The organism is Tranquillimonas rosea (genome assembly GCF_900111315.1).
Lineage (GTDB): Bacteria > Pseudomonadota > Alphaproteobacteria > Rhodobacterales > Rhodobacteraceae > Tranquillimonas > Tranquillimonas rosea.
The window spans coordinates 13,537-38,256 of the sequence record NZ_FOGU01000006.1 but is presented as its reverse complement, the minus strand read 5'-3'; the positions used below and the strand labels follow the sequence as shown (position 1 = coordinate 38,256).

25 protein-coding genes are annotated in these 24,720 nt (G+C 68.5%); 12 read left to right on the top strand and 13 right to left on the bottom strand.

Features of this window, described 5'->3' with window-relative positions:
- The first annotated feature begins 7 nt into the window (after positions 1-7).
- From BMZ25_RS11190 to pdeM, 7 genes are all read left to right on the top strand, one after another.
- Positions 8-568 (top strand): tetratricopeptide repeat protein, encoded by a 561-nt coding sequence (locus tag BMZ25_RS11190; RefSeq protein ID WP_092693585.1) that lies wholly within the window; start codon positions 8-10, stop codon positions 566-568.
- 34 nt (positions 569-602) lie between these two features.
- Positions 603-1,460, top strand: a complete 858-nt coding sequence (locus BMZ25_RS11185) for a tetratricopeptide repeat protein (RefSeq protein ID WP_092693583.1) — start codon at positions 603-605, stop codon at positions 1,458-1,460.
- Positions 1,460-1,951: a prepilin peptidase gene (locus tag BMZ25_RS11180; protein ID WP_092693581.1), complete on the top strand. Its 492-nt coding sequence runs from the start codon at positions 1,460-1,462 to the stop codon at positions 1,949-1,951. The genes BMZ25_RS11185 and BMZ25_RS11180 overlap by 1 nt, the downstream gene beginning before the upstream one ends.
- Positions 1,952-2,065: 114 nt before the next feature.
- Positions 2,066-3,373: an ATPase gene (locus BMZ25_RS11175; RefSeq protein ID WP_092693578.1), complete on the top strand. Its 1,308-nt coding sequence runs from the start codon at positions 2,066-2,068 to the stop codon at positions 3,371-3,373.
- A gap of 112 nt (positions 3,374-3,485) precedes the next feature.
- Positions 3,486-3,806 (top strand): DMT family transporter, encoded by a 321-nt coding sequence (locus tag BMZ25_RS11170; protein WP_092693576.1) that lies wholly within the window; start codon positions 3,486-3,488, stop codon positions 3,804-3,806.
- A 70-nt stretch (positions 3,807-3,876) separates the two neighbouring features.
- The gene (locus tag BMZ25_RS11165) at positions 3,877-6,318 is read left to right on the top strand and encodes a ligase-associated DNA damage response DEXH box helicase (RefSeq protein ID WP_092693574.1); all 2,442 of its coding nucleotides are present in this window, start codon (positions 3,877-3,879) and stop codon (positions 6,316-6,318) included.
- A 59-nt stretch (positions 6,319-6,377) separates the two neighbouring features.
- Positions 6,378-7,055, top strand: coding sequence for a ligase-associated DNA damage response endonuclease PdeM (gene pdeM, locus BMZ25_RS11160; RefSeq protein WP_092693572.1), 678 nt, complete (start codon positions 6,378-6,380; stop codon positions 7,053-7,055).
- Here the strand turns inward: pdeM and folD are convergent.
- The 12 genes from folD to BMZ25_RS11095 all read right to left on the bottom strand — a co-directional run bounded on the left by folD (position 7,052) and on the right by BMZ25_RS11095 (position 18,668).
- Entirely contained in the window at positions 7,052-7,951 is a 900-nt protein-coding gene (gene folD, locus BMZ25_RS11155) for a bifunctional methylenetetrahydrofolate dehydrogenase/methenyltetrahydrofolate cyclohydrolase FolD (protein ID WP_092693570.1), read from the bottom strand. The genes pdeM and folD overlap by 4 nt on opposite strands.
- A gap of 280 nt (positions 7,952-8,231) precedes the next feature.
- Positions 8,232-8,819 (bottom strand): MOSC domain-containing protein, encoded by a 588-nt coding sequence (locus BMZ25_RS11150; RefSeq protein WP_092693568.1) that lies wholly within the window; start codon positions 8,817-8,819, stop codon positions 8,232-8,234.
- 149 nt (positions 8,820-8,968) lie between these two features.
- Positions 8,969-10,885, bottom strand: coding sequence for an ATP-dependent zinc metalloprotease FtsH (gene ftsH / locus BMZ25_RS11145; RefSeq protein ID WP_092693565.1), 1,917 nt, complete (start codon positions 10,883-10,885; stop codon positions 8,969-8,971).
- A gap of 77 nt (positions 10,886-10,962) precedes the next feature.
- Entirely contained in the window at positions 10,963-12,213 is a 1,251-nt protein-coding gene (tilS, locus tag BMZ25_RS11140; RefSeq protein WP_235859848.1) for a tRNA lysidine(34) synthetase TilS, read from the bottom strand.
- Positions 12,210-13,040, bottom strand: coding sequence for a tol-pal system protein YbgF (gene ybgF, locus BMZ25_RS11135; protein ID WP_092693563.1), 831 nt, complete (start codon positions 13,038-13,040; stop codon positions 12,210-12,212). Before ybgF ends, tilS begins: the two co-directional genes overlap by 4 nt.
- Before the next feature lie 8 nt (positions 13,041-13,048).
- Complete coding sequence (pal, locus tag BMZ25_RS11130) at positions 13,049-13,585, bottom strand: peptidoglycan-associated lipoprotein Pal (RefSeq protein ID WP_092693559.1); 537 nt, start codon at positions 13,583-13,585, stop codon at positions 13,049-13,051.
- An 85-nt stretch (positions 13,586-13,670) separates the two neighbouring features.
- Positions 13,671-14,999, bottom strand: a complete 1,329-nt coding sequence (gene tolB, locus BMZ25_RS11125; RefSeq protein WP_092693556.1) for a Tol-Pal system beta propeller repeat protein TolB — start codon at positions 14,997-14,999, stop codon at positions 13,671-13,673.
- A gap of 121 nt (positions 15,000-15,120) precedes the next feature.
- Positions 15,121-16,350, bottom strand: a complete 1,230-nt coding sequence (locus BMZ25_RS20855; RefSeq protein ID WP_177190448.1) for a cell envelope biogenesis protein TolA — start codon at positions 16,348-16,350, stop codon at positions 15,121-15,123.
- Between the two features lie 9 nt (positions 16,351-16,359).
- On the bottom strand, positions 16,360-16,845 hold the full coding sequence (gene tolR / locus BMZ25_RS11110) for a protein TolR (protein WP_092693548.1): 486 nt from the start codon (positions 16,843-16,845) through the stop codon (positions 16,360-16,362).
- A 1-nt stretch (position 16,846) separates the two neighbouring features.
- Complete coding sequence (tolQ, locus tag BMZ25_RS11105; RefSeq protein WP_092693547.1) at positions 16,847-17,515, bottom strand: protein TolQ; 669 nt, start codon at positions 17,513-17,515, stop codon at positions 16,847-16,849.
- A gap of 122 nt (positions 17,516-17,637) precedes the next feature.
- Entirely contained in the window at positions 17,638-18,033 is a 396-nt protein-coding gene (ybgC, locus tag BMZ25_RS11100; RefSeq protein WP_092693545.1) for a tol-pal system-associated acyl-CoA thioesterase, read from the bottom strand.
- Between the two features lie 8 nt (positions 18,034-18,041).
- Positions 18,042-18,668 carry a hypothetical protein gene (locus BMZ25_RS11095; RefSeq protein WP_092693541.1) on the bottom strand — a complete coding sequence of 209 codons (627 nt, stop codon included), beginning with the start codon at positions 18,666-18,668 and terminating at the stop codon, positions 18,042-18,044.
- An 87-nt stretch (positions 18,669-18,755) separates the two neighbouring features.
- Between BMZ25_RS11095 and BMZ25_RS11090 the strand changes: the two genes are divergently transcribed.
- Both BMZ25_RS11090 and msrA read left to right on the top strand, forming a co-directional pair.
- Positions 18,756-19,985 carry an MFS transporter gene (locus BMZ25_RS11090; RefSeq protein ID WP_092693537.1) on the top strand — a complete coding sequence of 410 codons (1,230 nt, stop codon included), beginning with the start codon at positions 18,756-18,758 and terminating at the stop codon, positions 19,983-19,985.
- 55 nt (positions 19,986-20,040) lie between these two features.
- The gene (gene msrA / locus BMZ25_RS11085) at positions 20,041-20,691 is read left to right on the top strand and encodes a peptide-methionine (S)-S-oxide reductase MsrA (protein ID WP_092693534.1); all 651 of its coding nucleotides are present in this window, start codon (positions 20,041-20,043) and stop codon (positions 20,689-20,691) included.
- Between the two features lie 10 nt (positions 20,692-20,701).
- Here msrA and BMZ25_RS11080 read toward each other — a convergent pair whose 3' ends face one another.
- On the bottom strand, positions 20,702-21,925 hold the full coding sequence (locus BMZ25_RS11080; protein WP_092693532.1) for an MFS transporter: 1,224 nt from the start codon (positions 21,923-21,925) through the stop codon (positions 20,702-20,704).
- A 159-nt stretch (positions 21,926-22,084) separates the two neighbouring features.
- On the opposite strand from BMZ25_RS11080, the gene BMZ25_RS11075 reads away from it, so the two are divergent.
- The 3 genes from BMZ25_RS11075 to BMZ25_RS11065 all read left to right on the top strand — a co-directional run bounded on the left by BMZ25_RS11075 (position 22,085) and on the right by BMZ25_RS11065 (position 24,699).
- Positions 22,085-22,354: a DksA/TraR family C4-type zinc finger protein gene (locus BMZ25_RS11075; RefSeq protein WP_092693529.1), complete on the top strand. Its 270-nt coding sequence runs from the start codon at positions 22,085-22,087 to the stop codon at positions 22,352-22,354.
- 118 nt (positions 22,355-22,472) lie between these two features.
- Positions 22,473-23,042 (top strand): fasciclin domain-containing protein, encoded by a 570-nt coding sequence (locus tag BMZ25_RS11070; RefSeq protein ID WP_092693527.1) that lies wholly within the window; start codon positions 22,473-22,475, stop codon positions 23,040-23,042.
- A gap of 445 nt (positions 23,043-23,487) precedes the next feature.
- Positions 23,488-24,699 carry a quaternary amine ABC transporter ATP-binding protein gene (locus BMZ25_RS11065; RefSeq protein ID WP_092694093.1) on the top strand — a complete coding sequence of 404 codons (1,212 nt, stop codon included), beginning with the start codon at positions 23,488-23,490 and terminating at the stop codon, positions 24,697-24,699.
- The last annotated feature ends 21 nt before the right edge of the window (positions 24,700-24,720 follow it).

Below are 24,720 nucleotides of genomic sequence, written 5' to 3'. Positions count from 1 at the left end.
GCATCGAATGAGACGAGCACATCGCTGGCTTGCGGTGCTGGGCCTCGCGGCCCTCGCCGGCGGCTGCGGCGAAGGCGGGACCAGTCCCGACCGGCTCTTTGCGCCCGAAGTGGCCCGCGACGGCGAAAGCGTCGACGGGCTGACCGTGGGGCACCGCCTGATGGCCGCAGGCGAGCACGAACTGGCGCTCAAGGCCTATCTCCGCGCCGCCGCACGGCAGGGCACGACGGTCGACGTGCTCTCCGCTCTCGGCTCGGCCAACCTCGAGCTCGGGCGACTGGGACAGGCGGAGCGGCTTCTCCGCCGGGCGGTCGAGGTCGACGAGACCTTCGTCCCCGCGTGGAACAACCTCGGCGTCGTGCTGATGGAGCGTGGCGAGACCGGCGAAGCGGCCCGCGTGTTCCGCAGGGCCTTTGCACTGGACAGTGGCCGCAGCACCCGGATCCGCGAGAACCTGACCTTGGCTCTCGCAAAACTCGAAAATCGCGCGTATTCTTCAGAGAATAACAGCGACTTCGCCCTGGTGCGGCGCGGGACCGGCGAGTACCTGATCCTGTCCGAGCCTTGAGGCGATCGATCGAGCAGGACAAGGACGCAGATACATGCGCCATATAGCTATCGGGGCGCTGTGCCTTGGCACCGCGCTGACCCTTTCGGCCTGCGGCTCGTCCGAAGAGGCCGAGGTGAACCGCGCGCTCAAGAGCGTCAACGCCATCGACGAGACCAACCTGAACGACGTGATGCTTTCGGCCGCCGATCCGGCCGAGGCGGTGCGCTATTTCAAGCGCACCAGCGGTGAAGAACCCAGCCGCATCGACCTGCGGCGCGGCCTTGCGAAATCCCTGATCCGCGACAAGCGCGTCCGCGAGGCGGTGCCGGCCTGGAAGAAGGTCGTGGCCCATCCCGACGCCCTGCCCGAGGACCACGTCGGCCTTGCCGAGGCCCTGATCCGCGCCGGCGAATGGGAGCGCGCCGAGGCGACGCTGGACTCCATTCCGCCGACGCACGAAAGCTACAAGCGCTACCGGCTCGAGGCGATGGTGGCGGACAGCAACCAGGAATGGGACCGCGCCGACAGCTTCTACGAGACGGCGCTGGGGCTGACGAACACCCCCTCGGGCGTGCTCAACAACTGGGGTTATTCGAAGCTGTCCCGCGGCGCTTATGGCGAGGCCGAAGAGCTGTTCGCCGAGGCGATCACCTACGACCCCGAGATGTTCACCGCCAAGAACAACCTCGCCATGGCGCGCGGGGCGCGGGGCAACTACGATCTGCCTGTCGTGCCCATGACCCAGACCGAGCAGGCGCAGCTGATGCACACGATGGCGCTGAGCGCGATCAAGCAGGGCGACGTCGCGATCGGCAAGGGCCTGCTGCGCAGCGCCATCGACACCCACCCGCAGCACTTCGACGCCGCCGTGCGCGCGCTGAGGGCCCTGGAAGAGAACGTGGCGAACTGATGGGCCTGCCCGCGGTCGCCGCCTGGGCCTTCCTGCCGTTCGCCGCGCCGATCTGCCTGTGGGTGGCGTGGAGCGACATGAAGTTCATGAAGATCCCGAACCGGGCGGTGATCGCCCTTGTCGCGGTCTTTTTCGTCGTCGGCCCCTTCGCCCTGCCGCTGTCGGCCTGGGCATGGCAATGGGCGAACCTGGCGGTGGTCCTGGTGCTGGGGTTCCTTCTGAACACGGCCGGCGCGATGGGCGCGGGCGACGCCAAGTTCGCCGCGGCGGCGGCCCCGTTCGTCATGCTGGGCGACATCGTCATCGTCGCCTACCTGCTGGCCGCAACGATCCTTGCGGCCTTCGCCACCCATCGCGGTGCCCGCGCCATGCCCGCCGTGCGCCGGGCCGTGCCGGACTGGGAAAGCTGGACGCGCCGCGATTTTCCGATGGGCCTGGCTCTGGGGGGCACGCTCCTGCTCTATCTTCTGCTTGTCGCGCTGATGCGCTGACGGGCCGCGATCATCCCCGCCTTTTTTCTTTATTTGGTCACATTGGCCCGGCACCGTCCGGTCTGACGACACACGCGCGCCGTGCGCGACCATCACCACGGGACCGGACCTCAGATGAACATCCATGCCGACGCGGTGACCGCGCCGCCGCTGCCACGCTCGCTCGAAGAGATGCGCCTGCCGACGGTGATGATGCGGGACATCCTGCTGAAGACGATGTTCCGCATGAACCTCGAGCATGTCAGCCAGATCGCCAGGACGATCTGCCTGCCGGTCCCGGTGACGCAGGAGCTGGTCGACCTCGCCCGCTCGCAGCGGCTGCTCGAGGCGACGGGCACGCTGCACGCGACCTCGTCGTCCGAGATGGGCTATCAGCTGAGCGAGAACGGCAAGGCGCGGGCGATGGATGCGCTGGCGCAGTCGGAGTATTTCGGCGCGATGCCCGTCCCGCTCGACATCTACCGCGCGCAGGTCGAGCGTCAGTCGATCCGCAACGTCCAGGTCACGCGCAAGCAGCTGACCGATGCGATGGGCCACCTGATCCTGCCCGAGAACCTGCTGGACCAGCTGGGCCCGGCGGTCGGCTCGGGCCGGTCGATCCTGATGTACGGCCCGCCCGGCAACGGCAAGTCCTCGATCTCGAACGGCATCCGCGACGCGATTGGCGACCGCATCTACGTGCCGCGCGCGATCGAGTATTCCGGACAAGTCATTACCGTCTACGACCCGATCGTGCACACCGCCGCGGAAGAGCAGGAGGACGATCCCACCTCGCTGCGGCGCACCATCCGCTACGACACGCGCTACGTCCTGTGCGACCGGCCCACGGTGGTCACGGGGGGCGAGCTGACGCTGTCGATGCTCGACCTCGTCTACAACCCCACCGCGCGCACCTATCAGGCGCCGATGCAGCTGAAATCGACCGGCGGGATCTTCATCGTCGACGACCTCGGGCGCCAGGAAGAGCCGCCCCAGGCGCTGATCAACCGCTGGATCGTGCCGCTGGAGGAAGGCCACGACATCCTCGCCCTGCAATCGGGCGAGAAGTTCACCGTGCCCTTCGACACGCTCGTGATCTTCTCGACGAACTTCCACCCGAACAAGATCTTCGACCAGGCCGCGCTGCGGCGGATCTTCTTCAAGATCAAGGTCGACGGGCCGAACCAGGCGGACTTCCTCAAGATCTTCGCGATGGTGGCCAAGAAGAAGAAGATGCCGCTGGACGAGGCGACGCTGGTTCACCTGATCAAGACCAGGTATCCCGAGATCGACAACATCTACGCGAACTACCAGCCGGTCTTCCTGATCGACCAGATGTGCGCCATCTGCGAATTCGAGGGAATCCCCTACCAGATGACGCCCGACCTGATCGACCGCGCCTGGGCCAACATGTTCGTCCGCGAGGAAGAGATCGTCCGCTGACACCCTCTTGCCGCCGGCGCCGGAACCCCGCATATCCGGTGGCGGAGGACGACCTCCCCCGTTTCGGGACTGCACCGACCAGGACGGCCTGGCCCGACAAAGGAGAGCCGGAATGGCATGGGCATGCCTGTTGGTGGCCGGGCTTCTGGAAATCGTGTGGGCCTTCTCGATGAAACAGTCGGCGGGCTTCACGCGGCTGGTCCCCTCGATCGTGACGGTCGTTACCATGATCGGCAGCTTCGGCCTGCTGGCGGTCGCCATGCGCAGCCTGCCGCTCGGGACCGCCTACACCGTCTGGACCGGGATCGGCGCCGTCGGGGCCTTTGTCCTGGGCATCGCCGTTCTGGGAGAGGCCGTGACCGCGCAGCGGGTTGCCGCGGCGGCCCTGATCGTCGCCGGACTTCTGCTGATGAAGGTATCGTCGCCGGGCTGACTCGCCCCGCGACAGGAAATCGCCGCGGCCGGGTTCGAAAAGCGCCCGCACCGCCCCTACCTTGCGCCGCATGACCGAACTTCCCACCCGCTTTCACGACTGGTTCGCCGCCCGCGGCTGGCACGTCCATCCGCACCAGCAAGAGATGCTGGACCGCGCCGACGCGGCCTCTTTGCTGCTGATCGCGCCCACGGGGGGCGGCAAGACGCTGGCCGGCTTCCTCCCCACCCTGGCGGAACTGGCCGAGGGCGGGCACCAGGGGCTGCACACGCTATACATCTCGCCGCTCAAGGCACTGGCCGCCGACATCCGCCGCAACCTCGGGACGCCGATCGCCGACATGGACCTGCCCGTCCGGGTCGAGGACCGCACGGGCGACACCTCTTCTCACGTCAAGCGGCGGCAGCGGGCCGATCCGCCGCATATCCTGCTGACCACGCCCGAAAGTCTTGCGCTGATGCTGTCCTACGAGGACGCGCCGCGCATCTTCGCCGGGCTCAAGCGGGTCATCGTGGACGAGATCCACGCCCTGTCCGAATCCAAGCGCGGCGATCAGCTCATGCTCGCGCTGGCCCGGCTCCAGACGCTGGTGCCGGGCCTGCGGCGCGTCGGCCTGTCAGCCACGGTCGAGGATCCCGAGGGCATCGGACGCTTCCTCGCCCGCCATCCCGACCCGTGCGAGATCATCCACGCCGATCCCGGCCCCGATCCCGACATCTCGATGCTTCAGACGGACGAGGCCCCGCCCTGGTCCGGCGGCGGCGGGAAATACGCCATTCCGGCCGTGCTGGACCAGGTGCGCCGGCACCGGACGACCCTGATCTTCCACAACACGCGGGCACAGGCCGAGATCTTCTTTCACGAACTGTGGCTGGCCAACGAGGACGCGCTGCCCATCGGCATCCACCACGGCTCTCTCGCCCGCGAGCAGCGCGAGAAGATCGAGGCCGCGATGGTGCGGGGCGACCTGCGTGCCATCGTCTGCACCGGCTCTCTCGACCTCGGGATCGACTGGGGCGACGTCGACCTGGTGATCCAGATCGGTGCGCCGAAGAACGTCAAGCGCCTTGTCCAGCGGATCGGCCGCGCGAACCACCGCTACAACGCGCCGTCGAAGGCGCTTCTGGTGCCCGCCAACCGGTTCGAGATCGTCGAGTGCGTCGCCGCCCTTCAGGCAGTGCGCGAGCGTGACCTGGACGGTGACCCGCGCGGTCCCGGCCCGCGCGACGTACTGTGTCAGCACATCCTCATCTCTGCCGCGGCGGGGCCGTTCGACGCAGACGACTTGTACGCCGAGGTGACCAGCGCCGGCGCCTATGCCGGGCTGAGCCGCGCGGCCTTCGACGACTGCCTCGATTTCGTGGCAACCGGGGGCTACGCGCTGCGGGCCTATGACCGCTGGCAACGGCTGGTGCAGCGCGACGGGCAGTGGCAACTGCGCGATCCCCGGGCGTCCAGGCGCATCCGGATGAATATCGGCACCATCCAGGACAGCGATCTTCTGAAAGTGAAGATGCGCGGGCGCGGCGGGGCGCCGCTGGGCGAGATCGAAGAAGGCTTCGCTGCCACCCTGACCCCCGGCGACACCTTCCTCATGGGCGGGCGCGTCGTGCGCTACGAGTCGCTGCGCGAAATGACGGTCGAGGTCACCCGCCGGGCCGATAAGCCGCCGAAGATCGCGACATTCATGGGCACCAAGTTCGCCACCTCGACACAGTTGTCGCAACGTATCCTGTCGATGTTCCGACAGGACGGCTGGCCCGAGCTGCCGGGCCACACAGCCGAGTGGCTGGCCCTGCAGCGGGACCGCTCGAAGCTGCCCGAGGCGGACCGGCTGCTGATCGAGAGCTTTCCCCATGACGGGCGCGAGCATACCTGCGTCTACGGCTTCGCCGGGCGCAACGCGATGCAGACCCTCGGCCTGCTGCTGACCGCGCGGATGGAGGAGATGGGCCTGCACCCGATGGGCTTCGTCTCGACCGATTACGCCGTGCTGATCTGGGGGCTCGACAGGCTCGAGGATCCGGCCCCGCTGTTCCAGGCCGAAAACCTGCGCAACGCGTTCGAGACCTGGCTGGCCGGCAACGCAGTGATGAAGCGCACGTTCAAGGCATCGGCGGTGATCGCGGGGCTCGTCGACCGCACCGCCTCACCGGGCCAGCGAAAGACAGGCAAGCAGGCCACGTTCTCGGCCGACATCCTGTACGACACGCTCAGACGCTACGATCCCGATCACCTGATGCTGCAGATCACGCGCGAGGAGGCGCTGAAGGGCCTTGTCGATTTTGGCCGGATCGAAGAGATGCTGGCCCGCACCTCGGGCCGGATCGACCACGTGACCCTGCCCCGCGTGACCCCGCTGGCGGCGCCGCTGTTCCTCGAGGCGGGTCGCGTTCCGGTCGAGGGCGCGGCGACCGAGCGGCTGCTGGAGGAAGAGGCGGAGCGCCTGATGGAAACCGCCGGGCTCGACACGCTGGAGCCCGCACCGTCCCGCTGGCGCGTCCCCTACTGACCGCCGCTCGCAGCCGCTGACCGCTTGATCTTCGCCGCCGCACACGGCACGAACGGACCATGAACGGGCATGCTTTCGAATTTGCCGGCACTCGCCTGGTCGCCCAGGGCTCGGGCGCGCTCTGGTGGCCCGAGCAGCGGCTACTGTGCGTCTCGGACCTGCACCTGGGCAAGTCCGAGCGGATGGCGCGGCGTGGCGGTGCGATGCTACCGCCCTACGAGGTGCGCGATACGCTGGCCCGGCTGGAGCGCGACATCGAGGCGGCGGACCCCGCCCGCGTGGTGTGCCTCGGCGACAGTTTCGACGACGTCGCCGCGGCGGGGGCGCTGGAGGATGCCGCGCTCGACTGGATTGCGCGGCTGCAGGCCGGGCGCAACTGGGTGTGGATCGTCGGCAACCACGACCCCGCGCCCGTCGCGCTTGGCGGCGCGCTGGTCGAGACCTACGAGGACGGCCCGCTGACCTTCCGCCACATCGCCGCCCCGGCGGCGCAGGGTGAGGTCTCGGGCCATTATCACCCGAAGGCGGCACTGTCGCTGCGCGGACGGCAGGTGACGCGGCGCTGCTTTCTGCACGATGCGTCGCGCCTGATCATGCCTGCCTACGGCACCTATACCGGCGGGCTGAGATGGACCGACCCGGTCTTCGGAGAACTTCTTCCCGGTCCGGGCCGCGCCATCCTGACCGGACAGCGCGCCCATGCGGTGCCCCTGCCCCGCTCGGTGGCGACCGGCTAGACCGTCAGGTCCTGCGGTGCGGGCAGGCCGTGCGACAGGCAGCAGGCGGTCACCGTGTTCGCCAGCAGGCAGGCGATGGTCATCGGCCCTACGCCGCCCGGTACCGGCGTGATGGCGTCCGCCACGTCCTTGACCGCATCGAACTGCACGTCGCCCACGAGGCGCGTCTTGCCCTCGCCCTTTTCCGGCGCGTCGATCCGGTTGATGCCCACGTCGATCACCGTGGCGCCGCGGCGAATCCAGTCGGCGGGCACAAAATCGCGCCGGCCCACCGCCGCGACCACGATCTCGCCGCGCCGCACCACGTCGGCGATGTCGCGCGTGCGGCTGTGACAGACCGTGACCGTGCAATTCTCGCGCAGAAGAAGCTGCGCCATCGGCTTGCCCACGATGTTCGAGCGTCCGATCACAACCGCCTCGCGGCCCGAGAGGTCGCCCAGCCGGTCGCGCAGCATCAGCAGGCAGCCGAGCGGCGTGCAGGGCACCATCGCGCTCTGCCCGGTGGCGAGCCGCCCGGCATTGATGACGTGAAAGCCGTCGACATCCTTGGCCGGGTCGATGGCGTTGATGACGAGGTTCTCGTCGATATGATCCGGCAGCGGCAGTTGCACGAGGATGCCATGCACCTGCGGATCGGCGTTGAGCCGGCGCACCAGCTCGACCAGCTCCTGTTCCTCGGTGTCCTCGCCAAGCCGGTGCTCGAACGAGGCCATGCCGGCCTCTTCGGTCTGCCGGTTCTTGTTGCGGACATAGATCTCGCTGGCCGGATCGTCGCCCACCAGCACGACCGCAAGGCCGGGGACGATATCCATCTCCTTCAGCCGCGCGACCTGATTCGCGACCCGTTCCCGAATCTCGCCGGCAAACGCCTTGCCGTCGATAATGGCTGCCGTCATGCGCACCGCTCCACTGTCAAGTTCCTGCCCTGGCCCCTGCACCCTTGCCGATGCACGAGCAACCCCGGAAGCGCGACCGCGGCATGAAACCTTTTCCCGAGTCAAGGCGTTTAGGATTCAAGAGGAAAGGTTGTGACATGTTAAAGATGACGATGGTTGTTCATGCCGGGCTTGCAATGGGTCTGGCGATGGCTGGGTTGACCCTCATATAACCCCGCCAACCCAAGTGTTCTCAGAGAGAAAGGCGCCGTGGTCCCTCACCCGGCGTCTTTTTTTTGCTCTATGACGCCGCCCAGGCGCGCTGATCGGGCACGAACAGGCGCAGCATGTCGCCGCGCTGCACGGGGCCCTCACGCTCGACCCACGCTGTCACGCCGCGGCGCCCCTCGGCGGCGGACTTGAAGCGCTTGCCGTGGCCGGGATGCGCCGCCTCGATCGTGCGGGCCGGAAATTGGCAGGGGCGATTCTGCATGTCCACGGTCAGCGTCGCGCCACTGTCGGCCTGCAGCCGTGCGGAGGGCGGCAGGTGGCTGAAATCTGGCAGGCCCCGCAAGACGATCGTGGCCCCCAGCCACGCCGGGTCGATCGCGTCGAGCCCGAGGTCCGCCGCGATGAGCGCAAGCTCTTCCTCGGACACGATGCTGATTTGCCGGACGTTGCGAATCTCGGTGCCCCGTTTTGGGTAGAGCGCGAGCACGCGGCTGCACGAGGGGCGCGTCAGACCCGCGTGATGCTCGCCATCCAGGCCCGCGAAGGTGAGCGTGATGTCCTCCAGCGGCTCACCGACGATCTCGGCCGCGTCCCGGTGGGGCACGCGGCCCAGCCAGGTGACATGGGCGGTCAGGTCAGTTGGTTTCAACGCTGCCATTTCTCGGTCCCTTGGATGCGGTCGTCGGGCGCATCATGCGGACCGGGTGGAAGGCCGCAATCCGAAACCTGCGGGGCGCCGGGCCGCCTGAAACGAAAACGCCCCGGCGAGTGCATCGCCGGGGCGCTTAATCCGAATGAAGGCGTGGATCAGGTCGAGGGCTCGGGTTCCAGCCCACCGTCGTTGGGTTTCTGCTTGCCCTTCGTCTTGGGAATCGACGTGATCGACGAGGTGGTGCCCGTGGGCGTGTCGTCGTTGTCGTCGCCGCGATTCAGCGGCTCGCCGTTCACGACCTTCATGATCTCGGGCCCGGTCAGCGTCTCGTATTCCAGCAGGCCCTGGGCCAGACGCTCCCAGTCTTCGTTCTTTTCGGTGAGGATGCGCTTGGCCGTCTCGTAACCCTCGTCGACGATTTTGCGCACTTCGGCGTCGATCTTCTGCTGGGTTTCGGGCGAAACGTTGGACTGGCCCTGCATCGCCCCGAGATAGCCCTGCTGCTCGTTCGCGTAGTCGACGTTCCCGAGCTCTTCCGAGAAGCCGAACTGCGTCACCATCGCCCGCGCGATCTTGGACACCTGTTGAATGTCGCTCGCCGCGCCCGAGGTGATGTTGTCCTTCCCGAACTTGAGCTCTTCGGCCACCTTGCCGCCCATCGCCATGGCGATCTTCGACTTGTACTTGGTGTAGGTCACCGACAGCTGGTCGCGTTCGGGCAGGGACAGCACGAGGCCAAGCGCCCGGCCGCGCGGGATGATCGTCGCCTTGTGCACCGGGTCATGCTGCGGGACGTTGAGCCCGACGATGGCGTGGCCAGCCTCGTGGTAGGCGGTCAGCTTCTTCTCGTCCTCGGTCATCACCATGGACCGCCGTTCGGCGCCCATCATGACCTTGTCCTTGGCGTTCTCGAAGTCGTCCATCGTCACGAAGCGGCGTCCGACACGGGCCGCCATCAGCGCGGCCTCGTTCACGAGGTTCGCCAGGTCGGCGCCGGAAAAGCCGGGGCAGCCGCGCGCGATGATCCGCAGGTCCACATCGGGACCCAGCGGCACCTTGCGGGCGTGCACGCCGAGGATCTTCTCGCGGCCCTTGATGTCGGGGTTCGGCACCTGGACCTGACGGTCGAAGCGGCCCGGACGCAGCAGCGCGGGGTCCAGCACGTCGGGGCGGTTCGTCGCGGCGACGATGATGATGCCTTCGTTCGACTCGAAGCCGTCCATCTCGACGAGAAGCTGGTTCAGCGTCTGCTCCCGCTCGTCGTTGCCGCCGCCATAGCCGGCCCCGCGCGAGCGGCCGACGGCGTCGATCTCGTCGATGAAGACGATGCAGGGCGCGTTCTTCTTCGCCTGCTCGAACATGTCGCGCACGCGGGATGCGCCAACACCGACGAACATCTCGACGAAGTCCGAGCCCGAAATGGTGAAGAACGGCACCCCCGCCTCGCCGGCCACGGCGCGGGCCAGCAGGGTCTTACCGGTGCCCGGCGGGCCCACCAGCAGCGCACCCTTGGGGATCTTGCCACCGAGCCGCGAGAATTTCTGCGGGTTGCGCAGGAATTCCACAATCTCTTCCAGATCGTCCTTGGCCTCGTCGATGCCCGCCACGTCGTCGAACGTGACTCTGCCGTGCTTCTCGGTCAGCAGCTTGGCCTTGGACTTGCCAAATCCCATCGCGCCGCCGCGTCCGCCGCCCTGCATCCGGTTCATGAAATAGATCCAGACGCCGATCAGCAGCAGGAACGGCAGGAAGGTCATCAGCACCGTAGTGAAGCCCGACTGTTCCTGCGGGCGGGCGTTCACCGTCACGCCCTGGTCCAGCAGGCGGTCGGTGATGTCGGTGCCTTCGGGGCGGATGGTCGAATAATCGTTCCCGTCCGCGCCGCGGAACAGCACGCGCTCACCGTCGAGCGTCACGGAATTGACGTCGCCGCCCTGCACCCGCTCGATGAAGTCGGAATAGCTGATCTGGCGCGACGACATGCTCGATCCGCCGCCGGAGAACAGGTTGAAGAGCGCCAGGATCAACAGGAACAGGACGACCCAGAATGCGATGTTGCGCGCGTTGCCCAAGGAGAACTCCTATGAATTTCGTCGGTCGAGCGTTGCAACGACCACACATCCCCAATCTAAGGATCGGGGCGCGTACTTCAATGAGATAACAGATAGCTTGCGAAATGGTCGCGGCCGCCCGCCAGTTGAGCGCTCCAACCCGCCGAGAGCCCGGCCAGCGGTGCCGCGACCAGGTCCGCTCCCCGCCAGACTGCCGGCGAGGCCCTAAGAGACGCCCGCGGAACGCCGCTTTCGCGCCAGTCCGGGCAGTGCCGCAGCCCCTCTTCACCCAAGGCCGCGATGCGCAGATCGGGGGCATGGGGGCCGTCGAGCCGCCAGCGCCCGTCCCAGCACGCATCCGTCGGCCCCTCGACCCCGCGCGAGGCCGCCGCTTCGCGCGTGACGCGCACCACGTCGCCGCCGGCAAGCACGAGGCAGCCCGACAACGTGTGATCCCGGTGGTCGCCCACGGCGGCCCACAGCGCGTCGAGCGCCGCCTCGCGCGGCGGATACTCGGCGCCCGAAACCCACCGCAGCGCGGCGATCAGCAGCCGACGCCGGGTCTCTGCCGGAAGCGCGCGCAGGGCGTCCGCGCCGAACACCACATCCCCGCCCTCGACACGGGCGATCCGCTCGGCGGCCTCGGCGGCATGGCGGGCCAGCGCCGCGCGTGCGTCGCCGAGGTTGCGGGCGACCGAGGCCAGCGTCGCGCCGGTCAGTCCCAGCGGCTGCAGATGTCCCAGGATGCTGCGGGCGCGCACGCGGGCGAAGGCCGGGTCGTCGTTCGACGGGTCCTCGACCCAGTGCAGCGCCCTCACCCGCAGGTAATCGCGCAACGCCTCGCGTGAGGCCGCCAGAAGGGGCCGGTGCCAGCACACGTCCTCTTCCTGCCAGTCTGCACGCATCGCCGACAGTCCGTCCAGCCCGGCCTCCCGCGAGAGGCGCATCAGAAAGGTCTCGGCCAGGTCGTCCTCCGTGTGCCCCAACGCGACGTGCCCGATGCCCTCGCGCCGTGCCCACGCCGTCAGCAGGCGCCGCCGCGCGCGGCGGGCCCGGTCCTGAAGGTTGCCCTCGGACGGGGGATCGCGCCAGACGAGCGTCTCATGGGGGATGCCGAGATCGGCGCAATGCTGCGCCACCATCCGTGCCTCGTCCGCCGCCTCGGGGCGAAGTCCGTGGTCCACCGTGGCGGCCCGGACGCCCCAGCCGCGCGATCCGGCCGAGCGCGACACGAGGTCGAGCAGCGCCATGGAATCGCCCCCCCCGGACACCGCGACACCGACCGAGGCGCCCCGCGGCATCGACTGCGCGACAGCCTCCAGCAGCGACGCCTCTGCGGCGTCGGTCACTGGCAGGTCATGTCCGCCCGCGCCGCCTGTGCCTCGACCGAGGCGGAACTGTCGGGGAAGCGGCTGGTGACCTCGCCCAGCGTGACGCAGGCATCGGCGTTCTGGCCAAGCTCGGACAGGCTGAGGCCCAGTTGCAGCAGCGCCTGCGGCGCCCGCTCGCCCTGGGGCGACCCGGAGAACGCCGCGAGATAGGCACGCGCCGCGTCCGATGTCCGGTCAAGCTGGCTCAGAGCTTCGCCGCGGAAGTAATGGGCCTGCGCCGTCAGCGGCCCGCCGGTGTAGCTGGTCGTGAAGGTCTCGAACAGATCGGCCGCGCGGCTGTAGTCGCCCGAGTCGAAAGCGGCCTTGGCGGCGTCGAAGTCGTCCTGTTCGCCGATCGCCATCTGGGCGCCGTTCGACGGCGGGCTCGCCTGCTGCGGCGCCGAGGGCCCAAGCGCCTCGCCCATGTCTCCGCCCAGCTGCGGCGTGTCGCCCAGCTCGGAGATGTCGCAATCTTCTTCCAGCTCGCACAACCGGAACTCCAGGTCGCCGACGCGGTTCGTGCCGTCCTCGACCACCTGGTTGACGCGGAACTCGATCTCTTCGGTGCGGGCGGTCAGCCGCTGAAGCTCGCGCTCCATCGCGTCGATCCGCTCCAGCGCCGAGGTGCCGGACAGATCGACCTGTGGGGTGCCCGTGGTCGACAGCTGGCGTTTCAGCTTCTGCACCTCGACATAGAGGATCGAGAGCTCCTGCCGGACATCGGCCAGCGTCTCGGTCGAGGGGGCGGACTGCGCCCGGGCAACGCCGGGCAGCAGGAGGGCGGCGATCAGCAGCGCGCGCAGCATGGCCGGCCTCAGCTCGTCGGAGTGCCGCCGGCGGCGATCACCGTGACGGCGCGGCGGTTCTTGGAATAGCACGCCTCGGACGAGCAGACCTCGAGCGGGCGCTCCTTGCCGTAGGTCACCGTGCGCAGGCGGCTCGAAGCGACGCCCTGGCTGATGAGGTAATCCTCGGCCGCGCTGGCGCGGCGGGCGCCGAGCGCGAGGTTGTATTCCCGCGTGCCCTGCTCGTCGGCGTGGCCTTCGATGACGGCGGTGTATTCGGGATTGCTCGTCAGCCAGCGCGCCTGCTCGGACAGGGTCGTGCGCGCACCGTCCGACAGTGTCGACTGGTCGACCGCGAACAGCACCCTGTCGCCCACCGTGTTCTGGAAGTAGGCAGGCGAGCTCGGATCGGCCGTGCCGGTCGCAGCGGCATTGCCCGCCATTCCCGCGCCGGGGCCCATGCCGGCCCCCTGCCCCTCGGCGCCGGGCCCAAAGCGGGTCGCGTTGGAACAGGCGGCGACGCCCAGAACCAGTGTGAGCGTGACGGCGAGGCGGGGGAAATGCATGGCGAGCATCCTGTTTTCTGGGTGGCGACGGCCCTTTGAGTGCCGTCTTAACACCGGGTTAAGCGTTTGGGAACGACTGCGATCACTAATCGAGAAGCGGCGACCAGGCGGGATCGGAGGCCGCGCCGTCGGTCGAGACGCGCTTGAGGTTCCGGCCCGAGATGTCGACGGAGTAGAGCGCCGACTCGCCGCTCGCGCCGGCGGTCTCTCGGGTGAACATGATCACGCGACCGTTCGGCGACCATGTCGGCCCCTCGTCCAGGAAGGACGCGGTCAGAAGCCGTTCCTCGGAACCGTCGGTGCGCATCACGCCGATGTGGAACCGGCCCTCGTTCTGCTTGGTGAACGCGATGAGATCGCCGCGCGGCGACCAGACCGGCGTGCCGTAACGACCCGGACCGAAGCTGATGCGCTGCGGCTCGCCGCCCGATGCCGGCATGACATAGAGTTGCTGCGTGCCCGACCGGTCGCTTTCGAAGACGATGCGGTTACCGTCGGGCGAATAGCTCGGCGCGGTCTCGATCGAGGGCGCCGAGGTCAGCCGCTCGGGGCTGCCGCCGGGCTGAAGGCGATAGATGTCGGAGTTGCCGTTCTGCGTCAGCGAGAACACAACCGTCCGGCCATCCGGCGCATAGCGCGGCGCAAAGGTCATGTCCTCGCCGGGTATCGGCAGCGGCGTGCGGCTCACCGTGCCCACGTTGATCTCGTAGATGCGCGGGAACCCGGTCTCGTAGCTGGTATAGAGCACCCGGTCGCCGGTGGGCGAGAAGCGCGGGTTCAGAACGATCGCGTCACTGTCGGTCAGGAACTGGACGTTCGCGCCGTCGTAATCCATCACCGCCAGCCGCTTGCGCCGGTCGTTCTTGGGCCCGCGCTCGGAGACGAAGACGACCCGACTGTCGAAATAGGGGTCCTCACCGGTGATCCGGGAATAAACCTGGTCGGCCACCTTGTGCGCGAGACGGCGCCACGAATTCGTCGAGCCGCCCAGCTGCAGGCCCTGCCCCAGCTCGGATTCGGCGAACACGTCATGCAGCCGGAACTTCACCGTGAGCCGGCCGTCGTCCGACACGCTGACGGCGCCCATGATCAGGCCCTGCGCGTTGATCGCCTTCCAGTTCGCGTAGTCGACCTGCGGCGTGAACTCGGTCACCGGCGAGATGAAGGCATCCTGCGGGATGCGCCGGAACAGGCCCGTGCCGGTCAGATCGTCGGCCACCACCTGCGTCAGCCGCTGCGCCCATTCCTCGGCGGCCGGCGTCTCGGCGATGAAGGTCGGGATGGCGATCGGCAGGGGCTCGATCACGCCCTCGGTGATCTCGATCCGAAGCGGGCCGGGATTGTCCTGCGCCACGGCGGGCTGGACCGGAAGCGCCAGAAGCGCACCGAGCATGAGACAGCGAAGCCAGGTCATTGAATCCTCATCATGGTGGGCGCCGGGCCGGAGGTCCGACCGGGCGAGAGCATAGGAAGCGCGAGCGCGCTTGTCAGATGACCGAAACGTGATCGGTTCGGTCGGCGGGGATCGGCCGGGATCATCTCAGGCGCATCTCTTCGGGATTGAAGGTGACTTCGACGTTGCGCCACTGAGCGTACTTCTCGTCCGGCAGGTCAAAGCCGTCGCGGCCCTGGCTCTGGCAGCGCAGGACCGCGCGGCGGGCCGCGCCGAACGCAGTGCGCTGCGCGCTGTCGCCGCCGCCCTCGGCCGAGATCATGCGGACGTCGTTGCCCACGACCCGTCCCTCGCGGTCCAGTTCGAAGCCCACGGTCACCACCACGGACGCCGCTTCCGAGCCGACATCGACGTTCCAGCACTGCTGCACCGCCACGCGCAGCGCGTCGCGCTCGCCCCGTGTCAGCGGCGGACCGGCGGGCTCGCCCTGGGTCGGGGCGGTCTGGCCGGACTGTTCCTGATCGCGCAGCGAGGCCAGCGCGTCGTTGACCGCACCGGAGACCGAGTCGGACGAGGCCTCGGCCGTCGAGCCGGGTGTCTGCGGCGCGGTCGGCTCCTCGGGCTCGGGCTCTGGTTCAGGCTCCGGCTCGGGTTCCGGCTCAGGCTCGGGCTCGGGTTGCGGCGTCGGCTCCTGTTCGGCCTCGGCCGTCTGGATCGGGCGCGTCGGACGGCCGGGCGGGCGCGGAGAGGATTCGGGTGCCGTGGTCGGCCGCTCGGCCTCGGTCACGATTTCGGTCGACGCTTCGGGCGGCGCGGTCGGCTCCTGCTCCTCGACGGTTTCCTGTTCGGGCGCCGGGGCGGGATCGGGGGTCGTGCTTTCGGTGACCACGGGCGCTTCTTCGGCGTCCGGCGGCGGCGGCGGCGCGGCCTCGGGGGCGACGCGGGGTGCGGGCCGCGGCGTGGGCGCGGTGGGCTCGGGCGATGGGTCGCTGTCGTCGGGCGCGGCGGGCGCCTCGGGCGGCGCGTCCGACACCTCGGCGTCCGGCGTCTGCTCGGGCAGCGACTCGGGCGTGGCGTCGGGCTGATCCGGGTCCTGCGCCGGCGGCGCCTCGGCCGTCTCGGGCGGCGCCTCGGCCTCAGGCGCCTCGGGCGTCTCGTCCTCCTGCGCGGGTGGCTGCGCGACCGGGGCGGCGTCCGAGATCGCCGGCCCCTCTTCGGGACGAGTGAGCGCCGCGAATTCCTCTTCGGACACGACCGACACCTCGGCCACCTCGGGCGGCGGCAGTTCTTCGCGCACGAAGAAGCCGCCGAACAGGGCGACCCCGAGCAGCAGCGCGTGGCCCGCGGCCGAGATGTAGAGATACGTGCGCATCCGCGCCGCCTACTCGTCCGTCCCGTCGAGCCGCCGGCCCCCGGAATCCGTTACCAGACCGATATTGCCGAACCCGCCCGCATTGAGCGCGCCCATGACCTCGGCCACCTGCGCGTAGGACACCGCGCCGTCGGCCCGCAGGTAGACGCGGTTGCTGGAGCGCTCGGCGGCGATCGCGCGAAGCTGCCTGACGAGGTCATCGGACTCGGTCTCGTTCGATTGCAGCAGGACGCGGCCATCGCCGGTCAACGTGACGGTCAGCGGCTCTTCCTGCTCGGTCGGAAGCGGGTCGGCGGCGGTCTCGGGCAGTTCGACGGGAACGCCGACGGTCAGCAGCGGCGCGGCGACCATGAAGATGATCAGAAGCACCAGCATCACGTCGACGAACGGCGTGACGTTGATCTCGGCCATCGGCTTGGCCCCGCCGCGGCTGCGCCGGCGCCCCCAGCGGCGCGTGCCGCCGCCTCCGCCATTGTCCATCACTCCGGCACCCATGTCAGGTATCCAACTGGCGGCTGAGAATGGTCGAAAACTCGTCCGCGAAACTCTCGTAGCCCTGCACGATGCGCGAGCTGTCCGAGGTCAGCTTGTTGTAGAAGATCACCGCCGGGATCGCCGCCAGCAGGCCCAGCCCGGTCGCCAGCAGCGCCTCGGCGATGCCGGGCGCCACGACGGCGAGGTTGGTGTTCTGCGCCTCGGCGATCTGGATGAAGGCGTGCATGATCCCCCAGACCGTGCCGAACAGCCCGATGAAGGGCGCGGTCGAGCCCACGGTCGCAAGGAACGGCAGCCCGCGTTCGAGATCCTCGGCCTGGTTTGCGATCGCCACGTCCATCGACCGGTCGATCCGCGCCTGCGCCCCCGGTATCAGCACGCCGTCCTGCCGGTGGCTGCGCTGCCACTCAGTCATGCCTGCGGCGAACACCGCCTCGGCGCGGCCGTCGGGATCGGGGCCGAGCTGCCGATACAGGTCGTCGAGCGGCTCACCGGACCAGAACGCCGCGTCGAACCGGGCAGCCTCGCTCCGGGCCCGGCGATAGGCGATGTGTTTCTGGATGATGATCGCCCAGGCCCAGACCGAGGCGCCGAGAAGTACCAGCATCACCAGTTTGACGGTGAGCGTCGCGCGGGCGAAGAGCGCCCACATCGAAAAGTCCATTTCCATCAGATCTGCTCTCTCCGCGGCCGCTTATCTGTGTTGCTGCGCCCTGCTAGACGCATTTTTACCGCACTTCACGGGTGAAGGCCAACACAAGTGCGGGATCGGCGCGGCGTCGCCGAGAGATTTCAGCCCAAACGGGCCCGCAGATCGGCCGGCAGCCGGGCGGGCCGCCCCCCGTCGGACAGCGCCACGAGCGTCACCACGGAGGAAAACAGCACCGCCCCCTCGCGGGTGACGTCCTGCGTCAGCACGACGCGCGCGCCGCCGCTCGACACCAGCCGCGTCTCGACCGTCAGATCCTCGTCGAACCGCGCCGGCCGGAGGTAATCGGCCTCGACCCGGCGGACGGCAAACACGATGCCCTGCTCGTCCTTCAGCCGGCCCTGGTCGATCCCGAGGTCGCGCACCCACTCGGTCCGCGCGCGCTCGATGAAGCGCAGGTAGTTGGCGTAATAGACGATGCCGGCAAGGTCGGTGTCCTCGTAATAGACGTGGACGGGAAAGCGGTGCGGCGTGTCCATGCCGACGCTCAGCTCGGCCTGGTGATCCGCGCCGCCAGCCGCAGCGCGTGGGCGGGATCGTCGGCCGCCGCCGGCATCACCGGATCGTACGCGGCCCGCACGAGGTCGGCGATCTCGGGCCGCAGGATCGTCTGGCCCTCGCCCACCACCGCCAGCGGCGAGGTGTCGGTGAAGGCCGTGTCGGACCATAGAAGGATCGACTGCACCGCCTGGCTCAGCGCCAGCGTCTCGGCGGGAAGGTCCGACAGCGCCTCGTCCATCCGCAGGAACACGAAGCAGGCCCGGATCGCCGCGTCATCGTCGAAGCGGAAGATGCGGTACTGGTTCGCATCGACCTCCTGCAGCCGCCCGATGAGCCCCGCGAAGTCGGGGATCAGCCGGTCGAGATCGGGCACGCCCAAGAGCTCTTCCCAGCTGCGCACGAAGAAAACCATCATGTTCACGCCAAGCTCGGGGTCCGTCTCGGCCATCCCGTTGCCGGCCAGCGCGGTGACCGCCTCGAGGCTGCCCTTCACCGTCGACAGCGTCTCGTCCTCGACGCCGAACACGACCGGGGCGATCGGCCGCCCCCATCGCGCGAACGCGTAGGAGCCGTCGGAGCGGGTGAAATAGGCCTGGGTCTCTTCTGGTGTCATGGCCGCTCACTAGACCGTCCCGCCGGCGCGACGCAAGCGGGCGGAAAGCCCTCGCCAAACTGGCGGCACGGGCGTAAGGCCGGGCGGATGCAGATCGTGCCGCTCAGAGACGCGGGAACCCAGCCCCGCTGGCGCCGACCCGAGGCGCTGCTGTTCCTCACGGCCTTCGCGATGCCGCTCGCCTTCGCCACCTGGTCGGCGCTCCTGAACAACTTCGTGGTCGAGGCGGCGGATTTCACCGGGGTCGAGATCGGCTGGCTGCACACCGTGCGCGAGGTTCCGGGCTTTCTCGCCATCGGCGTGATCGCCCTCATCGCGGTGATGCGCGAACAGGTCCTGGGCCTCGTCAGCCTGCTTCTGATGGGCGTGACCACGGCGGTGACCGCGTGGTTTCCCAGCCTCGCCGGCATCCTGACGATCACGATGCTGTCCTCGATCGGCTTCCACTACTTCGAAACGATCGGCCAATCGCTGCAACTGCAATGGCTGGACAAGCGGCGGGCGCCGCAGATGCTGGGCTGGATCGTCGCGGTCAGCTCGGCCGCGGCCCTGATCTCGTACGCGCTGCTGGTGGCCACCTGGCGGGCCTTCGATCTCAGCTACAACACCGTCTACCTGGTGTCGGGCGGGGCGACGGCGGCGATCGCGCTGTTCTGCCTGTTCGCGTATCCGCAATACGAGGCGCCGCATCCCCAGCAGACCCGCATGATCCTGCGCCGGCGCTACTGGCTGTATTACGCGCTGCAGTTCATGTCCGGCGCCCGGCGGCAGATCTTCGTGGTCTTCGCCGCCTTCATGATGGTCGAGCGCTTCGGCTTCGACGTGCATGAGGTCACCGCCCTGTTCATCGTCAACTTCGTCGCGAACATCGCCTTCGCCCCGCTCATGGGAAAGGGCGTGAGCCTGTTCGGAGAGCGGCGCATCCTGATCTTCGAATATGTCGGCCTGACCCTTGTGTTCCTGGCCTATGGCGGCATCTACTATTTCGGCTGGGGCGTGGCGCTGGCGGCGACGCTCTACGTGGTGGATCACCTGTTCTTCACCCTGGCCTTCGCGCTCAAGACGTATTTCCAGAAGATCGCAGATCCCGGCGACATCGCCCCCACCGCTGCCGTCGCCTTCACGATCAACCACATCGCCGCGGTATTCCTGCCGGCGCTCCTGGGGTATCTGTGGGTGACCAGTCCGGGCGGCGTCTTCGTGCTGGCCGCGTCGATGGCGCTGGCCTCTCTGGTGCTGGCGCTGATGATCCCGCGTCACCCCGCGCCGGGCCACGAAACCGTGTTCCAGGCCGCGCTCGCCCATCCCGCAGAGTAGCGCAGACGCGCCCCCGGACCTATATCGGTGGCAACACGCAGACGAGGAGAGCGCGATGTTCATGTTCCAGCGCAAGACGCCCGAAATGGTATCCCCCGACGAGGCCCTGCCCGGCCGCGACCACCCGATCCCGACCGCGACCACGCATTTCGTCAACGGCGCGCCGCTTGCCGAAATCCCCGAAGGCCACGAGGTCGCGATCTTCGGCATGGGCTGCTTCTGGGGCGTCGAGCGGATGTTCTGGCAAGTGCCCGGCGTCCACAGCACCGCCGTGGGCTATGCCGGCGGCTACACCCCGAACCCCACCTACGAAGAGGTCTGCACCGGCCGCACTGGCCACAACGAGGTCGTGCGCGTGGTCTACGATCCGGCGAAAGTGTCCTACGAGGACCTCCTCAAGATCTTCTGGGAGGGCCACGATCCGACCCAGGGCATGCGCCAGGGCAACGACATGGGCACGCAGTACCGCTCGGGCATCTACGTCCACGACGCCGCGCAGCGCGCCGCCGCGGAACGGACCATGGCCGAGTTCGCACCACGCCTCAAAGCGGCAGGATATGGCGACGTCACCACCGAGATCGTCGACGCGCCGCCCTTCTACTTTGCCGAGGATTACCACCAGCAGTACCTCGCCAAGAACCCGGCGGGCTATTGCGGCATCGGCGGCACCGGCGTGACCTGCCCCGTGGGCACCAACGTCGCCTGACACGCGCCGCCTAGCGCGCGCCGCCGGCCAGCCGGACCGCCTCTGGCCGGCGGCGCAGCGCCAGCATCGCCGCCGCCCCCACCAGCGGGCCCGGCACCAGCACGACAAAGCTCCAACGCCAGCCGCCCAGCAGCTCCGCCACCAGCGGCACCAGCCAGATCGACACCACGGTCAGCGCAAAGCCCAGCCCCATCTGCACCGTCACCGCCGTGCCGACGAAGCGCGTGTCGGCCAGCTCCGTCACGGCCGCCGAGAACTGCGCGCTGTCTCCGACGATGCTGATCCCCCAGACCACCGCGATCGCGCCCAGCAGCCATGACGGGCCGTCGAAGGCGAAACCGATCAGCACCGCGCAGCTGGCCGAGACCGCCATCAGCCCCGCCGTCGTCAGGCACCGGCCGATCCGATCGGACAGCGCCCCGCCCAGGATGCATCCCGCCACGCCCGACGCCACGGCGACGAAGCTCAGCATCGAGGCCGAGCCGAACGGCACCGGCGCAACGCCCGCTTCGGCGATCGCCGTGCCAAAGGCCAGCATCCACGCCCACATCGCGTAGAGCTCCCACATGTGGCCGAAATAGCCGATGTTCGCCAGCAGCACCGGCCGGTCGGCCAGCACCCGTAGCGCCTGCCGCGGATCGAACACGGCGCGACCAAAGGCGAACGGACCCTCCCGCACCGCGCCCAGGAACAAGGCCGCGGCCGCCAGTGTCCCGGCGCTGGTGGCGATGACCACCGCCTCCCAGGCCAGCCCCTCGGTCGCCGCCCGCACAAGATGCGGCATCGACGAGCCCAGCGTGAGCGCACCGATCAGCAGCCCCAGCGCCAGCCCGCGCCCCCGCACGAACCACGTGGCCATCAGCTTCAGCGCCGGGGGATAGACCCCCGCCAGCGCCACGCCCGTCGCGAAACGCAGCGCCACGGCGACGCCCGGCCCCGGCTCCAGCAACAGCGCCGCGTTGGACAGCCCCGCCGCCAGCGCGCTGGCCGCCATCAGCCGCGGCAGGCGCACGATGTCCGGCAGGTTCACCAGGCTCGACCCCAGCGCCCCCGCGACGAAGCCGATCTGCACCGCGCTCGTCAGCCACGCCGCCTGGGAGGCCGACAGGCCCCACGCCGAGGTCAGTTCGGGCACGACGGCCGTGGCACTGAACCACGTGGCCAGCGCGCCGACCACGGCCACGCAGATCACCGCCAGCATCCCCCACCGGCCCGGCGCCTCCCTTTGTGCCATCTTACGCCCCTTCTTCTGCCCAGAAATATCCCGGGGGTGCGGGGGCAGCGCCCCCGCGGCCCACCAAATCCGCCTCGCCCGGCCGACCCCTTGCCGTACTCACACCCGGCCCCCTATCTTCGATACCATGTCTCCCATTCCCGAGCCGGAGGACAAGCCATGGCCGGAGGTTGGTCAAAGGACGGTGCCGTCAACGAACAGATCGAGGCCTCGATCGCGGACGAGCTCGCGCGGATGCGGGCCCGGACCGGCCCGCACGGCGAAAGCCGGACCCATTGCGCCGAATGCGAAGAGCCGATCCCCGAAGCCCGCCGCGCGGCCATTCCGGGCGTCAAGCTCTGCATCGAGTGCCGGCAGGAGCGTGACGGCCGCACGCCCGCCCGGGTCGGCATCAACCGCCGCGCGTCAAAGGACAGCCAGCTCAAGTAACCGTCGGCGCCGCGCGGTCGGAAAAGATCCGGTCCGCGTGAAACTCCTGCACCGCGGCCCTCGTGTCTCCGTGCATCGGCGGGCATCCGCCCCCGAGTTTGGAAACACGGAGGACTCCATGCTCAAGACCACCCTTTTCGCCGCGCTCGTCGCTGGCACCGCCACCGTTGCGGCCGCGCAGGACACGATGTCCGCCAACCCCACCGTCGGCGGCGCCGAGATGATGGCGGACATGACCATCGCCGAGAACGCCTCGAACGCGCCCAACCTCACGACGCTGGTCTCGGCCGTCCAGGCCGCCGGCATGGGCGAGACGCTGATGGGCGCCGGACCGTTCACCGTCTTCGCCCCGACGAACGACGCGTTCGGGATGATCCGGGACGCGTCGCTCGAGGCCCTGCTGATGGAGGAGAACCAGGCCCAGCTGCAGCAGATCCTGGGCTGCCACGTCGTCTCGGCCGAAGCGTTTTCCAGCGACATCGCCGGCATGATCGAGGATGACGGCGGCCGTCACGCGGTGCCCACGGTCGGGGGCTGCACGCTTCAGGCCTACATGGAGGGCGGCGAGCTGAAACTGGAGGACGAGAACGGCCGCGTCGCCACCGTGACCACCGCGGATGTCGACCAGTCCAACGGTGTCGTCCACGTGATCGACCGCGTGATGCTGCCGGCCGGACAGGCCGGCTGAGCGGCCCGCGCACCTGACACCACGGGCGGGCCACCCTTCGGCCCGCCCGCCGATTTCGATTTCACGAAAACATATCACACCTGACGCGGAGCGCCTCGGGCCAACCGTTCGCCCGAGCGTGCGGCCCCCGGCCGATCTGCAACGGCCCGCCACCGCAAGGGTCTGCTGCCGCGACACATCGGCTGAAATCTGCCGGCGGAATGTCCTGTGACAGAATCAGACAGTAGAATCCCGAAGAATCTCGGAACGCGTGAGGAAAAACCGTTCCTCTATGTAAGTACTTGATAGAAAACTTTTTTTACCACCCCGTCTCGGACGGCAAGCCGGGTTCGTCACCGATCTTCGCTTGACCATCCGCCCGACAACCCTTTGTAAGACGAAAGATCAACGACGTGTGCGTCTGACCGCCGAAGCGCTGGACGGGCGCCAGCAATCACAGGGGTTCATGTCAGCCAAACTCACAGCAAAGAACGTCTACAAGGTCTTCGGGAGCTCTCCCGAAACCGCCCTCGACCTTGTCGAGCAGGGCAAGACCAAGGATGAAATCTTCGAAAGCACCGGCCAGACCGTCGGCGTCCACGATGCCAGTTTCGAAGTCGATGAAGGCCAGATCTTCGTTGTCATGGGCCTGTCCGGCTCGGGCAAGTCGACACTGGTGCGAATGCTCAACGGGCTGATCCCTCCCACGTCGGGCAGCATCATGGTGGACGATACCGACGTCGCCTCGTGCTCGGGCGAAGACCTGCGCAAGGTGCGCCGCGACAAGATCTCGATGGTCTTCCAGCACTTCGCGCTGTTCCCGCACCGCACGGTGGGCGAGAACGCGGCCTACGGGCTGAAGGTCAAGGGTGTCGGCGCATCCGAGCGCCGCGAGAAGGCTCAGAACGCGCTCGACCAGGTCGGTCTCGGCGCCTATGCCGACAGCTACCCCGACGAGCTGTCGGGCGGGATGCAGCAGCGGGTCGGCCTGGCCCGCGGTCTCTGCGCGGAATCCGAGATCCTGCTGATGGACGAGCCCTTTTCGGCGCTGGACCCGCTGATCCGCCGCGACATGCAGGACGAGCTCCTGCAGCTGCAGCGCAGCCTGAAGAAGACCATCATCTTCATCACCCACGACCTGAACGAGGCGCTGATCCTGGGCGACAAGATCGCCATCATGAAGGACGGCCGGTTCGTGCAGGTCGGCACGGCCCAGGAAATCGTGGGCGAGCCCGCCGACGACTATGTCGCCGCCTTCACCCAGGACATCGACCGCTCGCGGGTGTTCAAGGTCAAGACGATCGCGAACGAGCCCCGCTCGCTCACGCTGCAGGATTCGCTGGCCGACGCGGTCGAGCGGATGGAAAAGCTGGAGCGGGACGCGCTGTTCATCACCGAAGGAGACAAGATCGCGGGCGTTCTCAGCTATCGCGAGGCCGCCCCGGCGCTGCGCAACGGCGAGACGACGATCGACCCGGTCCTGAACCGCGACTACGCCGCCGTCCAGGGCGAGGCGTACCTCCATGAAATCTACGAGGCCGCCAGCGCCGGCATGCCGATCGCGGTGATGGACGGCGACGCGTTCGTCGGCGTCGTCCGCCCGAGCGAGGTATTCGCCCAGCTGGTGCGCGGCGAGGAAGCGGCCGCCGAGGCCGGAGACAGGATGACCGCGGCATGAGCATGACCGAAAACAACGCAA

Coding starts and splice junctions, on each gene's coding strand:
- BMZ25_RS11075 (WP_092693529.1), top strand. CDS start 22,085: ATGGCCGGAGGTTGGTCAAAGGACGGTGCCGTCAACGAACAGATCGAG.
- BMZ25_RS20855 (WP_177190448.1), bottom strand. CDS start 16,350: ATGCGCACGTATCTCTACATCTCGGCCGCGGGCCACGCGCTGCTGCTC.
- BMZ25_RS11190 (WP_092693585.1), top strand. CDS start 8: ATGAGACGAGCACATCGCTGGCTTGCGGTGCTGGGCCTCGCGGCCCTC.
- ybgF (WP_092693563.1), bottom strand. CDS start 13,040: ATGCTGCGCGCGCTGCTGATCGCCGCCCTCCTGCTGCCCGGCGTTGCC.
- ybgC (WP_092693545.1), bottom strand. CDS start 18,033: ATGGACACGCCGCACCGCTTTCCCGTCCACGTCTATTACGAGGACACC.
- BMZ25_RS11170 (WP_092693576.1), top strand. CDS start 3,486: ATGGCATGGGCATGCCTGTTGGTGGCCGGGCTTCTGGAAATCGTGTGG.
- BMZ25_RS11150 (WP_092693568.1), bottom strand. CDS start 8,819: ATGGCAGCGTTGAAACCAACTGACCTGACCGCCCATGTCACCTGGCTG.
- tolQ (WP_092693547.1), bottom strand. CDS start 17,515: ATGGAAATGGACTTTTCGATGTGGGCGCTCTTCGCCCGCGCGACGCTC.
- BMZ25_RS11070 (WP_092693527.1), top strand. CDS start 22,473: ATGCTCAAGACCACCCTTTTCGCCGCGCTCGTCGCTGGCACCGCCACC.
- tolR (WP_092693548.1), bottom strand. CDS start 16,845: ATGGGTGCCGGAGTGATGGACAATGGCGGAGGCGGCGGCACGCGCCGC.
- pal (WP_092693559.1), bottom strand. CDS start 13,585: ATGCATTTCCCCCGCCTCGCCGTCACGCTCACACTGGTTCTGGGCGTC.
- BMZ25_RS11095 (WP_092693541.1), bottom strand. CDS start 18,668: ATGACACCAGAAGAGACCCAGGCCTATTTCACCCGCTCCGACGGCTCC.
- pdeM (WP_092693572.1), top strand. CDS start 6,378: ATGAACGGGCATGCTTTCGAATTTGCCGGCACTCGCCTGGTCGCCCAG.
- BMZ25_RS11185 (WP_092693583.1), top strand. CDS start 603: ATGCGCCATATAGCTATCGGGGCGCTGTGCCTTGGCACCGCGCTGACC.
- msrA (WP_092693534.1), top strand. CDS start 20,041: ATGTTCATGTTCCAGCGCAAGACGCCCGAAATGGTATCCCCCGACGAG.
- BMZ25_RS11080 (WP_092693532.1), bottom strand. CDS start 21,925: ATGGCACAAAGGGAGGCGCCGGGCCGGTGGGGGATGCTGGCGGTGATC.
- BMZ25_RS11090 (WP_092693537.1), top strand. CDS start 18,756: ATGCAGATCGTGCCGCTCAGAGACGCGGGAACCCAGCCCCGCTGGCGC.
- tolB (WP_092693556.1), bottom strand. CDS start 14,999: ATGACCTGGCTTCGCTGTCTCATGCTCGGTGCGCTTCTGGCGCTTCCG.
- folD (WP_092693570.1), bottom strand. CDS start 7,951: ATGACGGCAGCCATTATCGACGGCAAGGCGTTTGCCGGCGAGATTCGG.
- BMZ25_RS11175 (WP_092693578.1), top strand. CDS start 2,066: ATGAACATCCATGCCGACGCGGTGACCGCGCCGCCGCTGCCACGCTCG.
- BMZ25_RS11065 (WP_092694093.1), top strand. CDS start 23,488: ATGTCAGCCAAACTCACAGCAAAGAACGTCTACAAGGTCTTCGGGAGC.
- BMZ25_RS11165 (WP_092693574.1), top strand. CDS start 3,877: ATGACCGAACTTCCCACCCGCTTTCACGACTGGTTCGCCGCCCGCGGC.
- BMZ25_RS11180 (WP_092693581.1), top strand. CDS start 1,460: ATGGGCCTGCCCGCGGTCGCCGCCTGGGCCTTCCTGCCGTTCGCCGCG.